Raw genomic sequence first — 14,321 nt, 5'->3', positions numbered from 1 at the left:
TGCGACATATGTACGATTTTCTGGGAAAAGTGTGCCTGGTCACCGGCGGCACCAGTGGCATCGGCGAGACCGTCAGCGAACGCCTGATCAAGGCCGGCGCCGATGTGATCGTGTTCGGCCGGGACGAAGAAAAAGGCGCGGCGCTGGCCGATCGGCTGGGTGAACACTGCCGCTTCATCGCCTGTGATGTCGGGGATCCGGTGCAGGTCGAGCAGGCGTTCGCGAGCATTCGTTTGGTCTACGGCCGTCTCGATTGCGCGTTCAATAACGCCGGCGTAACCGCCAAGTACGGAGCGCTCGCGCAATCGTGCCCGGATGACTGGATGAGGGTGATGAACATCAACGTCAACGGCACCTATCACTGCATGCGTCATGAACTGCAACTGATGCTCGACCGCGGCACCGGGGCCATCGTCAACACCTCATCCTGTGCCGGCGTGGTGCCAATTGGCGGCCAGGTCGCCTATGTTGCCAGCAAGCAGGCGATCAACGGCATGACCCAGGTGGCGTCGATCGAAAATGCGCGACTGGAAGACGGCGGCTGCATTCGCGTCAATGCGGTCGCCCCGGGACCGATCCTCGGCGGCATGAACAGCGAGGCACGCCTGAAAGCCGCACCGGAAAACACCCAGCGCAAAATCAACGTGACGTCGATGAAGCGTTTCGGCACCGCGGACGAAGTGGCCAACGCGGTGCTCTGGCTGCTCAGCGATCAATCCGCTTACGTCACGGGTGTGATCATGCCCATCGATGGGGGTTACGCCAGCGGCAAGTTCTGAAATCAAAATAAAACCAACGACCCGCCGTGTGCGGGTCGTTTTGTTTGAGGGGCGTGAATCAGGAAAAACGCCGAATCCGGTCTACATTGAAAAGCCACTACCCAAAGCGCAGGGATTCGCTTATCCTTTCGCTGTATATAAATACAGTAGTCGCTAAGACAACTAAATGTGAAGGCATGTGAGGTGGTGAATGGCCGTCGAAGTGGTATACCGCAGCAGCCGAGATCTGGAGCGCTTGTTCATGGATAAAGCCGAAGCTGACCGTCATGACAAAATGCTCGAACTGGCCGAGATGCTGTCCGAAGTGTTGCAGAAAGCCGTGCCGTCGCTGAACGAGCAACAGGTTGAAGAAGTCGGGATCTACATGGCGAAGAACCGCGATGTGTTCGCCAAGGCCTTCAAGAGCCAGCCTGATGCGCTGTCGGAGCTGATCAATGCACCGGCCGAACCAGTGGCGGAAGTGGCTGATGCAGAAGAGCCTGCTGAAGCACCGGCTAAACCGACAAAAGCGGCGAAAGCTGCCAAGTAACAACGTTTGAATCGAAAAGATCGCAGCCTGCGGCAGCTCCTACAGGGAATACGCATTCCATATGTAGGAGCTGCCGCAGGCTGCGATCTTTTGCTTTTCAACGATACAAAACCTTCTCCGCCAACTCATCCGCCACCCGCGCCGGCGAACGCTTCTCGGCCTGCGCATGGGCAAAGACTTCGGTCAGTCGCGAACTGATCTTCGACAGGTGCGCGGTAATCGTTCCCAGTTCTTCTCCGCGATGCTTGAGCGAGACATAAATCAACCCGCCCGCATTGATCACGTAATCCGGCGCATACAGAATGCCGCGCCGCTCCAGTTGATCGGCCACATCCAGATGCGTCAGCTGATTGTTCGCCGATCCCGCCACCGCCGAGCAGCGCAGTTGCGTCACCGTGTGGCTGTTGAGCACTCCGCCGAGGCCGCATGGCGCGAGGATGTCACAGGGTGTGCTGAGCAAGGCATCGTTGGCGATCGGATGCGCATTGAGCTGTTCCATCGCCAGTTGCACTTTGCCGTGATCGATGTCGCTGACCAGCAACTCCGCGCCCGCCGCGTGCAACTGCTCGGCCAGTGCATAACCGACGTTGCCCAAGCCCTGAATCGCCACGCGCAAGCCTTCAAGATTGTCGCTGCCCAGCCGCGCCATGGCGGTAGCGCGAATCCCGGTGAACACGCCCATCGCCGCATGCGGTGCCGGGTCGCCGGCCGAGGTGGTACTGGTGACATGCTGGGTCTGCTGTGCGATGCAATCCATGTCCGCCACCGAAGTGCCGCTGTCGATGGCGGTGATGTAGCGACCGTCGAGCTGCTCAATGCAGCGGCCAAACGCTTCGAACAAAGACGCGCGGTTTTCCACATGCGCCGGGCGCACAATCACCGCCACCCCGCCACCCTGATCGAGCCCGGCCAGGGCAGCCTTGTAGCTCATGCCCTGCGCGAGGCGAATGGCGTCCTCGACTGCGGATTCGTCGTTGGGATAGGCGAGATAACGGCAACCGCCCAGGGCTGGGCCAAGGCGACTGTTATGAATGGCAATGACCGCCTTCAACCCGGTGACCGGGTCAACGCTGAGGTGCAGCGATTCCAGGCGAGTGCTTTGCATGAGAGCGAACATCGGCAGGCTCCCGAATCACTTCTGGTAGACGCCAGTATAGGCTTGCGCCCAAAAATTGCTGAAGCGCACCGGAATAAGCGCCCGCTTCGACGATGACTTTGCGGCATAACCTGGTCGGTACTGGACGAATGGCGCGGACGGGGCTAAAACGAGGCATTCCCCGGAGATTGCGATGAGCCCGCGCCAACGTTTTTTCGAGTGTCTGCACCGTTCACCGCCCGCGCTGTTCGAAGCGGCGTTGTGGATGGCCGCTGAACACGAAAAAGGTCTCGATGTCGAAGCGCTGCAACAAGACTTCAAGGCGCTGCAACAGCGCGTCAGCTACGGCTTGCCGATGCTGCCGGTCAGCGAACTGGCGCAACCGTTGCTGCGGCGGATGAATGACCTGGGCTTCTCTCAGGACGATTTTCTGCCGCTGCGCCCGCAGGTTGCGTTGTTGGACAAAGTGCTGCAGACCCGTCGCGGCCAACCGCTGAGCCTGTCCTTGATTGCTCTGGAACTGGCGCGTGGTCTGGAGATTCCGCTGGTCGGGGTGAACTTCCCCGGGCATTTCCTGCTGCGGGTACCCGGTGCTGATCATCTGCTGGATCCCTGCGGCGGTCGGCGGCTGTATCCGAATGATTGTCGCGAGTTGTTGCAGCGTCAGTACGGCGCGCACCTCAAACTCAATGCCGACCATCTGGCCACCGCCAGCCCGCAGCAGATGCTTCAGCGCCTGTCACGCAACCTGCGCCAGTTGCATCTGGCCCATGAGGATTACATCGCCGCGCTGATCGATGCCGAGCGCGTGCTGGAACTGGGCGGTGCCAGCGCAGCCGATTATCTGGCCCGCGCCAGCCTTTATCAACGGCTCGATTGCCCGAACGCGGAGCGCTTCGATCTGGAGCATGCGCTGCTGCTCAGTGATGACCCGATCCAGCGCCTGCGCCTGACTGAACGGCTCGGGCATCTGCCGCCGAATTCCGTAGTGCACTAAACGCTTTTTGTAGGAGTGAGCCTGCTCGCGATGCAGGCGCCGCCGTTTTTTCTGTCAGACCGCGTTATCGTTCTTCGCCAGCAGGCTGGCTCCTACATTGGACAGGGTGGACTCGGAAGGCGAGCGCACCTGAATGATCAACAGCGCCGCAATGACCGCCGGAATCGCGCAGAAGAAGAAAATCTGCGTCACCGGAATGTGCATCGCCAGCAGCATGCTGCCGAACAGCGGCCCGAGGATCGAACCGAAGCGCCCTACCCCCAACGCCCAACCCGTGCCCGTGGCCCGCACATGCGCCGGGTAGAAGTTACTGGCGAAAGCGTTCAGCGTCAGTTGCCCACCGATGATGCAGAACCCGGCGGCAAACACGCAGGCCACCAGATAACGTGGATTATCGTGGTTCAGGCCCAGCAGAATGGTGCACAGCGCAGCCCCGGCCAGCACTGCGCAAAGCAGCCGTACCTTGCGTTGCAAACGGTCGGCGAACCACGCCATGCACACCGCGCCCAAGGTGCCGGCGAACAGGAACATCGAGGTCACCAGATTGGCTTCATTGAGTTTCAGGCCGCTTTCCAGCAACAGCGTCGGCAGCCAGCTGATCATGAAATACAACAGAATCAGGCTGACAAAAAACGTCGCCCAGATCAGCAGGGTCGGTCGTGCATAACCGTGGCGGAACAGCTCGACCACGGTCAGTTTGCTGCCCTGCTCGCGCGCGTTCTGTTCGACGGACGCGGCCGGCGGTTGCCAGTCCGGGAGCATTCGTGCGGTGACTTTGCGCAAGCGCGCATAGGGTGGTGCGTCGCGCAGCAGACGCGGCAGCGATTCCGGCAGCATCCACCACAGGAACGGGAACAGCAGCAATGGCGTGACACCACCGGCAAGAAACACCGCTTGCCAGCCAAAACGATCGATGAAGCCCGCAGCAACAAAACCACCCGCCGCACCACCAAATGAAAACCCACAAGCGGCCAGCGTCACCATCAAGGTGCGCAGGCGCGGTGGCGAGTACTCCGACATCAACGCCATGGCACTCGGCATCGCGCCGCCCATGCCGATGCCGCAGATGAAGCGCGCGATCATCAAGGTGTTCAGAGAATCGGCGAACACCATCAGCACCGTCAGGCTGGCGTAGATCAGCACGCAGGCAAGCAGGATTCGCCGCACGCCGAAGCGATCGGCCAGCGGCGTCACCGCGAGCGAGCCGAGCGTGAGGCCCAACAGGTTGGCGCTGAAAACCGGCCCGAACGCGGCTTTCTCCAGGCCCCAGTCCTGAGCCAGAGCCGGCACCACGTAACCGAGCACCTGGGCGTCATAACCGTCGGTGACCAGCAACAAGGCGAGCAGGATCAGCAGTAACCACTGATAGCGGGACACAGGACGGGCGTCGAGTGCCGCGCGGAAGCTGGCAATCTGGTTGTGCATCGCAAGGTACCTGTTTTGTTTTTATGATTTTTGTGTACGGAGCTGATCCCTTGTAGGAGTGAGCCTGCTCGCGATAGCGGTGTGTCAGTCAACATCCCCGTATCTGACACTCCGCTATCGCGAGCAGGCTCACTCCTACATTGGGGCGAGGTAGAGCTTTAAGGGGTATCCGGCTGATTGGCCGGATGCGCCTTGATGAACGCCGGATGCTCTACCGCCAGCGCCGCCACCCGCCGAATCCGTGGATAAGCCTCCAGCGAAACACCGAACCGCTCCGCCGCATACAACTGCGGAATCAGATAAACATCCGCTACACAAGGCCACTCACCGAAACAGAAACCGCTGTCACCGATCAATTGCTCGACAGTCGCCAACCCCTGACTGATCCAGTGCGCGATCCACTCCACCACCTGCGGCTCTTCGTGGCCCAACTGACGCAGGTGATTGAGCACGCTGACGTTGTGCAGCGGATGCACGTCGCAGCCGATCACCGCCGCCACACCGCGCACGTGGGCGCGGGCGGCGAGGTCTTCGGGCAACAACGGCCGTTGTGGATAACGTTCTTCCAGGTATTCGATGATCGCTGGCGACTGAATCAGCAACTCGCCTTCATCCGTGCGCAAGGCCGGCACCCGACCCTGCGGGTTGATCGCCAGATACGCCGCCTGGTGGTGCTCGCCCCCGGACGGCGCGATCAGGTTAACCGGCAGCGCGGTGTAGTCGAGCCCCTTCAGCGCCAGGGCGATGCGCACCCGGTATGACGAGGTCGAGCGGTAATAGGTGTAGAGATCCATGATCCGCTCCTGTCAGCGCGCCGCCAGCACTTTGCCGCGGCATTCGCCGAAGCCGATCGAGGCAAAACCGTCACGGGCGCAACGCGCGCGCAGGATGATTTCGTCGCCGTCTTCGAGGAATTTGCGCACTTCGCCGGAGGCCAGTTCGATCGGCTTTTTACCGCCCTCGGTGATTTCCAGCAGGCTGCCGAACTGACCGTTTTCCGGACCGGACAAGGTGCCCGAACCGAACAGGTCACCGGCCTGCAACTGGCAACCGTTGACGCTGTGGTGCGCGACCATTTGCGCGACGGTCCAGTACATGTAGCGGGTGTTGCTCAGGGTCAGGCGATGGGCCGGCAGATTCTGTTCACGCATGGCTGCGGTGAGCAGCAGCACTTCCAGCTCGATGTCGAAAGCGCCGCCGTCCTGATCGCGCTTGTCGAACAGATAAGGCAGCGGCTGCGGATCACCCTCCGGGCGCGCCGGTTGCGCGGTGCGGAACGGCTCCAGCGCTTCAGCAGTGACAACCCATGGCGAGACGCTGGTGATAAAACTCTTGGACAGGAACGGCCCCAGCGGCTGGTATTCCCAGGCCTGGATATCGCGGGCCGACCAGTCGTTGAGCAGACAGAAACCGGCGATGTGTTCGGCAGCATCACCGATGGCAATCGGCTCGCCCATGTCGTTGCCCTGACCGATCCAGATGCCCAGTTCCAGTTCGTAGTCCAGTCGGGCGCAAGGGCCGAAGGCCGGTTCATTCGCACCGGCCGGCAGGGTCTGGCCTTTCGGGCGGCGCACGTCGGTGCCGGAGGCGCGCACCGTGGAGGCGCGACCGTGGTAACCGATCGGCACGTGTTTGTAGTTCGGCAGCAGCGGGTTGTCCGGGCGGAACAGTTTGCCGACGTTCTGCGCGTGATCGATGCCGACGTAGAAGTCGGTGTAATCGCTGATGCGCGCCGGCAGGTGCATCTGACAATCGGCCGCCAGTGGCAGCAGTTTCACGCCCTGGGCTTCGATGGCGCCGCGGTGGCTGCTGCCCTCGCTGAACAATTCCAGCAAACGGCTGCGCAAGGCTACGCGGGCTTCGCGACCGAGGTCGAAGAAGGCATTCAGCAGGCCGCCGTGCATGGCTTCGACCGCGCTGCGTGCCGGGCCGTCGAACAGGCCGGCTTCAAGCGCCACCTGCAAATCGAAAATATGTTCACCGATCGCCACGCCCGCGCGCGGCGCCGAGCCGCCAGTGCTGAACACACCGAGCGGCAGGTTCTGCAACGGGAAGTCCGCGTGGCCGTTGGCCGAAGCAACCCAGCTGCGGGTGATGGAAGTCTGAGTCATGGGTTATCTCCGGGTCGGGTCGAACGTGGCGGGCAGCGTGGCCCAGCAGGCGTCGTAAGTGGATTGCAGTTGCGGGCAGTCGAGGGCGAAGCGGCTTGGGCGCAGCACCTGACTGGTCTCGAACATGAAGGCCATGGTGTTATCGATCTTCGCTGGCTTGAGGTCGGCGTTGATCGCTTTGGTGCAGGTCTCGCCATCCGGGCCGTGGGCGCTCATGCAGCTGTGCAGCGAGGCACCGCCGGGCACGAAGCCTTCAGCCTTGGCGTCGTACTCACCGTGGATCAGGCCCATGAATTCGTTCATCAGGTTGCGGTGGAACCACGGTGGACGGAAGGTGTTCTCGGCGACCATCCAGCGTGGCGGGAAGATCACGAAGTCGAGGTTGGCCAGACCGTGCACGCTGGTCGGCGACGTCAGCACGGTGAAGATCGACGGATCCGGGTGATCGAAACTCACGGTGCCGATGGTGTTGAAACGGCGCAGATCATATTTGTACGGCACGTTGTTGCCGTGCCAGGCGACCACGTTCAGCGGCGAATGATCGAGCTCGGTGCCCCACAACTGGCCGAGGAACTTCTGCACCAGCGTCGTCGGCTGCTGCAGGTTTTCATAAGCGGCGACCGGCGCGAGGAAGTCCCGTGGATTGGCCAGACCGTTGCTGCCGATCGGCCCCAGATCGGGCAGGCGCAGTGGCGCGCCGTGGTTCTCGGCGACGTAACCGCGCGCCTGCGGATCAAGCAGCTCGACGCGGAATTTCAGGCCACGCGGCAGCACGGCAATCTCCAGCGGCGCGACGTCCAGCACACCCAGTTCGGTGGCAATGCGCAGCCGCCCCAGTTGCGGCACCAGCAGCAGTTCACCGTCGGCGTTGTAGAACACCCGCTCCATCGAACGGTTGGCGGTGTAGTTGTAGATGCTGATGCCCGCAGGCTTTTCCGCCGCCGAGTTGGCGACCATACCGACCAGGCCATCGATGAAGTCGGTTGGCTCGGCCGGGATCTGCAGCGGGTTCCAGCGCAGGCGATTGGGGGTTACTTCACCCAGTGGACCGCCGGCCAGTTGCCGCTCGAGTTTGACGAACGCCGGGTGATTGGCCGACGGCTGAATCCGGTACATCCAGGTGCGCCGGGCTTCACTGCGGGTCATGGTGAACGCAGTGCCGGAGAGCAATTCGGTGTAGAGGCCGTAGGGGGCTTTCTGCGGGGAGTTCTGGCCGATGGGCAAGGCGCCGGGCAACGCTTCACTGCTGAATTCGTTGCCGAAACCGGACTGGTACGCCAGCTCCGACGCGTTTGAATCGAGGTTCATGGAGCCTCCTGAACAGGGAGTCGGCAGTGGCCCATCGCTCTGGCTCAGAGGTTTGCGCACGCCGGGGTTGTTATTATCGTAATTCGATTACGCATAACGTAATTTGCTCGCTATCCAGCGTCAAGCTATAAAGACGCCCATTCGTTTTCGGATCCCGGCCGCACCATGGAAAAAACCAGCGACAGCAACGGCAAACAGAAAGTCCGCTCCGCCGAGGTCGGCACCGACATCCTCAAGGCATTGGCCGAGTTGTCGCCCTCCACCTCACTGTCGCGTCTGGCCGAGCATGTGCAGATGCCGGCGAGCAAGGTGCACCGTTATCTTCAGGCACTGATCGCCAGCGGTTTTGCCGAACAGAACGCCGCCACCAACCACTACGGTCTCGGCCGCGAAGCGTTGCGCGTGGGCCTGGCAGCCCTGAACAGTATGGACGTGCTGAAAGTCGCCGCCCTGCCCCTGTCCGAGCTGCGCGACGAACTGAATGAAACCTGCTTTCTGGCAGTGTGGGGCAATCAGGGCGCGACCGTGGTGCACATCGAGCCGGCAGTGCGCGCGGTGACGGTGGTGACCCAATTGGGTTCAGTGTTGCCGCTGCTCAGTTCGTCCACCGGGCTGGTGTTCAGTGCCTTTCTGCCGCATCGGGAGACCGATGAGTTACGCGAGCAGGAAATTGCCGTCGCCGGCCATCCACTGGCCGATCAAAATGCCTACAGCAGTTTGTGCGAGCAGATCCGCGCGCGCGGTCTGCATCATGTGCACGGTTTGTTGATGCCTGGGGTCGATGCCTTGTCGGCGCCGGTGTTCAACGCTGTCGGGCAGATCGCCGCGGTGCTGACCATCGTCGGTCCGACCTCGCTGTTCCACGCCGACGAAAACGGCCCGGCGGCGCAGCGGTTACTGGCTGCGTCGCGGGCCGTGAGCTGGCGCATGGGGTATGAGCAAGCCGATTGAGTCAAGCGATCCCCATGCGCCAACCTGGCGATCAGCGCACGATGGTCTGGCTGATGCCCATTACCCGATCTTTCATCAACCCAGTGATGAAATCGATCAACTGTTGGTCTACAGTTTTATGACCCGCCGCCTCGGCGACGAATTGTGCTGCCGACCGTGCGTCATCGACCAGATCCAGAAACGATCTTTGTACGTTGGTCACCTGCTTGATCACCTCTGCGCTCGCACCGGCTGTGGCCGCCTGGCCGAGCGTAAACAGTCCGATCAGCGCCTCTGCGCCGTGTCCCAGGGCCGCGGAGTAGTCACCTCGATGTTGCGCCTGAGATCCGTCGTAAACACTTTTCATCATCTGCACCGCGATGAGCAGAGTGCCGATTGGCGGCACGGCGAGACTGATGACACTCGTCGCCTTGATCAGGCCATCGTAAATCAGTCCGGCGATAATCTCCTTCAAGCTGGTGGTTCGCTCGTCGATATCGCTCAATGCGCGACGCACTCTCCGATCATGGAACGTGAAGAGGTTGTTCAATTTGGCGCGTTCTTGCGTCTTGACCGGAGGCCGGGTATTCACGGTTGCGACAAGATCGTCAAAATAGTCATTGATTACTTTTTGATCGATGATCGCAACCCGGTCAAAGTAATAATCGCGCATCGGTCCATAGCGGAACCGAATGGAGGGAATGAAATCGTTGATAGGTCGGTAGGCAACGCCATCCGGCGCATCGGGCGTATATAACCAGTCGTTGAACTGGCCGAGAATGTTCATCCGCAGGATATAGACACCCGCAACCGTACGATCCCCCTCCTTGGTCAAGCCTATTTTCCCGATATTGAATTCGTAAAGACCCTCATCACCTTCCGCGGGAGAATGGGAGATCGGAGAGTGAGAGAGATCCTCCATCAAACTCCCGACAACCCGTTGCAGCCCTAAAAAAATGTCAGACCCAAACCTGCCACCGATGTAGTTGGAGAGCAGATCGTAATGCATCTGACAGCGAACTTTTTTCGCGTGAACGGCGCGCTTGAAGGCGTAGTCAGGATGCTCCCGGTCCAGATAGTCGGTATTCAACATTTTCGTATACCTGTCGCCAGGACGGAATGTTTTCGATAACGAGGACAGATCGCGAATATCCAGCTGATCGACTGCCGGATGGCCGCCCGTCAAAAAATACCTCGGGTCATACTTGCCTGGATACGCCGGATTGGCAGCTTCAAACGACAGCCCTTCGATGAGCAGATCCGTTACGCTTTTCTGAAAATCGTCAGTCTGGACAATAATCTGATCCGGATCGATCTCGACACTTCGTCCTCGCGAACGCAGCAGATTTTCAAGGTTCTGCTTTACCGCATCGCGGGTAAAGCGTTCAAAAGAAGGGAACGCATTGTCCCTTGTTTCTACGGTGGAGAGTGCTTTCAGTTCGGTATTCAATCGAGCGTAACGTTTGAGCGGCTCAATCCCGAGGAAGCGGTAAGGCGCAGGCGCAATGGTCTTGTGTAACGCCAGTTCAGACTGATAAGCGACAGTGACGTTATTGAGCAACGGCGCTGTGCCATTGGGGAAAAGGTCCGGGTATCGGGTATCCAGCTTGTACAGATAATGGGTTGAGTGACGGCTGGCACCGCGCAACGATCCGGCATCGTGCAAATAGTCCGGATGAATCAATGACGCCGCGTATTGGCGATCAGCGGTCATGGCCGATTCAAACCATTTGTTCAGAGCGAATGCATCCGCAAACGTCATGAAAACAGACTTGCCTGCAGGTGTTTTCAGATAAACAAGATGGTTTCGAGTCTCCCGTGCCTGAAAAATCATCACACCTTTCAAGGTTGGCCCTGGAATCTGCAGGCTCAGTTGCAATCCGCGGATGGACACCGACGGGTCACCTGCCAACGCCCTTTCAATGACCTTCGCTTCAGTTTCACTGAAGACCTCCGAATGACGCGCAACGAAAAGCGCGAATTCCATGTTGCTGTGCAAGTGGTCACGATACGCCTGTGCAAACTCAGGCGATGGATCAACGGGAAGCCTGGATACGAACTGCGAGCGCACGTTGATATTGCTCAACCATCGCTCAAGCGCTGCCGAGGATAGCCTGCTGCCGGACGGCAGCCCGGTGATGCTGATTTCGGCTTTATATCCCTCGTCATGCAGACCGAAGATGATGAATTCCGTCAGGGTCCGACTATCGACCTGCTCGAGGGTGCGGCCGCCCACTTGCATCTTGTGGACGCTGCGCACCTTTATCGTCTCGGCATCCAGATGCTCACCCAACGCGCTCATCGCCCACTCGGAAAAACAACGCAAGACATATTCTTTAAACGAGAAATGCCTGTCGAACACCATCTGGTAGGCAGAGTGATATTTCTCCATTGAGTGCTCAAGTTCGACGTACCGCTGCTGAAGAGCGTTTCCACCGCTCTTCAGCCAGTGTGGCCATTCGGTACGCTTGAGTTCTGCCTGCACTTGATCGAATCGACGACCGATGTCAGCACGCATCACCGACAACACATGATTGTCCTGCAATATCCGGCTGAACGCTTGAGTCTGGCCCTTGCGATCGCGCATCAGACTTGCAAGCGTATCGAGCTGCCCCTTCAAGTAAACATCGACACAATACGCAGACACACTCTGCCTGGCTTTGGGGAAAGCCATTTTGCTACCGGACGCCGATACACGCGCCAGCAACGTCGCGGGCAAGTCGAGGTTCCTGGCGAAGTATTCAAAACCATTGCCTGGCGTGTGAAGGACATAACCGGTGGGCTCATTGAGCAATTTCATTTCCGGATCCGCCCGCATCGCATTATCGAGCACAAACCCAGGCCGGAGCGAAGTGCGATAGTCGGGTTCAGGACTCACCACAACGTTATAAGCACCGGCGCCGTTTTCCAGGTTCAACAAGTAGCAGTAGCGCGTCGCCATGCCATGATCCAGGAATCCCGCCATGGCTTTTAAAGAAAGCTCGGCTGTCAGCACAACGTTATATGCCTGCTGAAAAGCCTGTTTATTTGTCAGGCCGGTATTTTCAGTCGTTGCGACTTTTACGGGTGCTGCCCAATACTTGCCCATCTCCGAACGCAGACTGCTTTCCAGATTTCGCAGTGTATAAGTAATAGCTTCCTCAGCCTCGAAAATACTGAAGCCCTTGACTCTCATCTGTTCGCCAACGGTCTCCGGCAGATGAAAAACACCGTCCCCGCCGCCATCCAGATAGTTTGGCAGCACATTATTATCAAGACAATGAAACAATACGTCAGACAGTTTCCCCGAAGGACGGCGTTCTATCTCATATGACTGATCGGTGACATTTATGTACACATTATCGATATCGATATTCTTCCGCCGTTGCTGAAGTTCTTGCTGCAATGCCTGCCGAGCAATCTGCCGAACTGTCGGGATCGCCTCAACAATAGCGAACAAATCATCCTGCGCGGCGGCAGCCTTTACCCACTCGGCCCTCCAGGTTACTTCCGCACCTTCAGAACCTCGCATCAGGCTTTTGTATAACTTATCCATATTCAAGTCCTATCTTTCAAGTTCAATGAACGGAACCCCGTATCACTGCGAAAGCGAAAGATAGTTTTATTTTTGAAAAACAAGAAGCACCAGTTCATTTCAACAAATATAGATTACAAAACAATAATCAAAATAAAGAAGCCACTTATAAAAAGTGACAAGATTACAAACAAAACTGCACAACAAGACCCATACAAAGTAACTAACGCAGCCATCCAGAATAGACAGAAACGATACATTTCAGACTGCGAATGCTCTGCAAAGTCCAAGCAGGGTGCGCTGGCACGAACAAGACTGTTGCACGCCCCGTAACAGTGCATGTCCGGAATCGCTATTTTTCCATTGGGCTCAAGTGCTTATTCTGAGCGGGCTTTCACGGCACACGCCGCAAAGCACCCAGCTTTGGCTGCCGAGTAACTCGCGCCAGCGCTGACCGATTTCAGATGAGTCGATGCTTCGATTGATCGCCCCGGTGTTCACTGACGTTGATTTGTAGCTCCTTGATCCAACGTCTTACCTTGGCCGCTGCGTTTGCAGCGGCCTTTTTTATGGGCGAAGGTTTTGCCGATCGGGTTGCTCATTAGCCGGGCATGACACACGTCACAGCGAATACTTCTGCAAGTTCGCCATCATTTCCTTCAGCGCTTCAATGTTGTCCTTCGGATGCGCCGCGCCTTCGAAATCGCATATCTGCTGCCAGTGCGCCGCGACATCTTCCGGGGAGAAACCGCTGCGTGGATCGAACCCGGCGCCGAGGCTGCGTTCCCAGCGCACCTTGCCCATCCAGCCGCCACCGACTTCAAACAGGCCGGAAGTTTCCTGGCACTGTTCACTGGCCAGGTACACCACCAACGGGCTGACCAGCTCCGGTTTGAGCTGTTCGAACACTTGCGGAGGGATCAGGCCTTCGGTCATGCGCGTGCCGCCGGTAGGCGCGATGGCATTGACCAGAATGTTGTTCTTGCGACCTTCGATGGCCAGGGTACGGGTCAGGCCGTAGAGGCCGAGTTTGGCCATGCCGTAGTTGGACTGGCCGAAGTTGCCGTAGATGCCCGATGTCGATGCCGTGAAGATCACCCGGCCGTAGTTTTGCTCACGCAGGTGCGGCCACGCGGCGCGGGTCACTTTGTAGGCGCCCTCGACGTGGACGCGATAGACCAGATCCCAGTCAGCGTCGTCCATCTTGTGAAAGGTCTTGTCGCGCAGGATCCCCGCGTTGTTCACCACCACGTCGACACGGCCAAAGGCGTCGAGGGCGTTCTGTACCAGTTTATCGCCGTCGGTGACCGAGTCATGGTTGGCCTCGGCGATGCCGCCGGCTTCGCGAATTTCCGCCACCACACGGTCGGCGGCGGAGGCGTTGGCGCCTTCGCCCTGAGTCGAGCCGCCGAGGTCGTTGACCAGCACCCTGGCGCCGTGCCGGGCAAACAGCAACGCGTGCGCCCGACCCAGGCCACCACCGGCACCGGTGACGATCACGACTTTGTCTTCGAAACGTACGGACTCATTCATCGCAGGAACTCCAGCAGGCCTGAGGGACAGTAATCCCGAGTGTCAGGCACGGGGCTTTCGCTCACAACGAACAGGGCTGGGGCTGAATGGTGGGCGATA

General features: G+C 59.0%; 10 protein-coding genes and 1 pseudogene. 4 read left to right on the top strand and 7 right to left on the bottom strand.

The window, feature by feature from the left end; genetic code table 11:
* Positions 1-8: 8 nt before the first annotated feature.
* On the top strand, positions 9-779 hold the full coding sequence (locus ABV589_RS19740; protein ID WP_367083164.1) for an SDR family NAD(P)-dependent oxidoreductase: 771 nt from the start codon (positions 9-11) through the stop codon (positions 777-779).
* A 190-nt stretch (positions 780-969) separates the two neighbouring features.
* Positions 970-1,209 (top strand): annotated as a pseudogene (locus ABV589_RS19735) (YebG family protein); the annotation flags it as partial.
* Between the two features lie 196 nt (positions 1,210-1,405).
* On the opposite strand, the gene ABV589_RS19730 reads toward ABV589_RS19735, so the two are convergent.
* Complete coding sequence (locus ABV589_RS19730) at positions 1,406-2,425, bottom strand: Glu/Leu/Phe/Val dehydrogenase dimerization domain-containing protein (protein WP_007968076.1); 1,020 nt, start codon at positions 2,423-2,425, stop codon at positions 1,406-1,408.
* A 172-nt stretch (positions 2,426-2,597) separates the two neighbouring features.
* Here ABV589_RS19730 and ABV589_RS19725 point away from each other — a divergent pair, with 172 nt between their 5' ends.
* Positions 2,598-3,401 carry a transglutaminase family protein gene (locus ABV589_RS19725; RefSeq protein WP_007968075.1) on the top strand — a complete coding sequence of 268 codons (804 nt, stop codon included), beginning with the start codon at positions 2,598-2,600 and terminating at the stop codon, positions 3,399-3,401.
* 54 nt (positions 3,402-3,455) lie between these two features.
* Here the strand turns inward: ABV589_RS19725 and ABV589_RS19720 are convergent, their stop codons facing one another.
* From ABV589_RS19720 to hmgA, 4 genes are all read right to left on the bottom strand, one after another.
* Complete coding sequence (locus tag ABV589_RS19720) at positions 3,456-4,826, bottom strand: aromatic acid/H+ symport family MFS transporter (protein WP_367083163.1); 1,371 nt, start codon at positions 4,824-4,826, stop codon at positions 3,456-3,458.
* Between the two features lie 158 nt (positions 4,827-4,984).
* Positions 4,985-5,620, bottom strand: coding sequence for a maleylacetoacetate isomerase (maiA, locus tag ABV589_RS19715; protein WP_367083162.1), 636 nt, complete (start codon positions 5,618-5,620; stop codon positions 4,985-4,987).
* A 12-nt stretch (positions 5,621-5,632) separates the two neighbouring features.
* Positions 5,633-6,937, bottom strand: a complete 1,305-nt coding sequence (fahA, locus tag ABV589_RS19710) for a fumarylacetoacetase (RefSeq protein WP_367083160.1) — start codon at positions 6,935-6,937, stop codon at positions 5,633-5,635.
* A 3-nt stretch (positions 6,938-6,940) separates the two neighbouring features.
* Complete coding sequence (gene hmgA / locus ABV589_RS19705; protein ID WP_367083158.1) at positions 6,941-8,245, bottom strand: homogentisate 1,2-dioxygenase; 1,305 nt, start codon at positions 8,243-8,245, stop codon at positions 6,941-6,943.
* A 165-nt stretch (positions 8,246-8,410) separates the two neighbouring features.
* On the opposite strand from hmgA, the gene ABV589_RS19700 reads away from it, so the two are divergent.
* Entirely contained in the window at positions 8,411-9,196 is a 786-nt protein-coding gene (locus ABV589_RS19700) for an IclR family transcriptional regulator (RefSeq protein ID WP_367083156.1), read from the top strand.
* A 31-nt stretch (positions 9,197-9,227) separates the two neighbouring features.
* Here ABV589_RS19700 and ABV589_RS19695 read toward each other — a convergent pair whose 3' ends face one another.
* Complete coding sequence (locus tag ABV589_RS19695) at positions 9,228-12,710, bottom strand: DUF6543 domain-containing protein (RefSeq protein WP_367083154.1); 3,483 nt, start codon at positions 12,708-12,710, stop codon at positions 9,228-9,230.
* 600 nt (positions 12,711-13,310) lie between these two features.
* The gene (locus ABV589_RS19690; protein ID WP_239778753.1) at positions 13,311-14,222 is read right to left on the bottom strand and encodes an SDR family oxidoreductase; all 912 of its coding nucleotides are present in this window, start codon (positions 14,220-14,222) and stop codon (positions 13,311-13,313) included.
* Positions 14,223-14,321: the final 99 nt, after the last annotated feature.

The sequence above is a fragment of the Pseudomonas sp. HOU2 genome (assembly GCF_040729435.1).
Classification (GTDB): domain Bacteria; phylum Pseudomonadota; class Gammaproteobacteria; order Pseudomonadales; family Pseudomonadaceae; genus Aquipseudomonas.
This window is presented reverse-complemented; position numbering and strand designations above follow the sequence as displayed.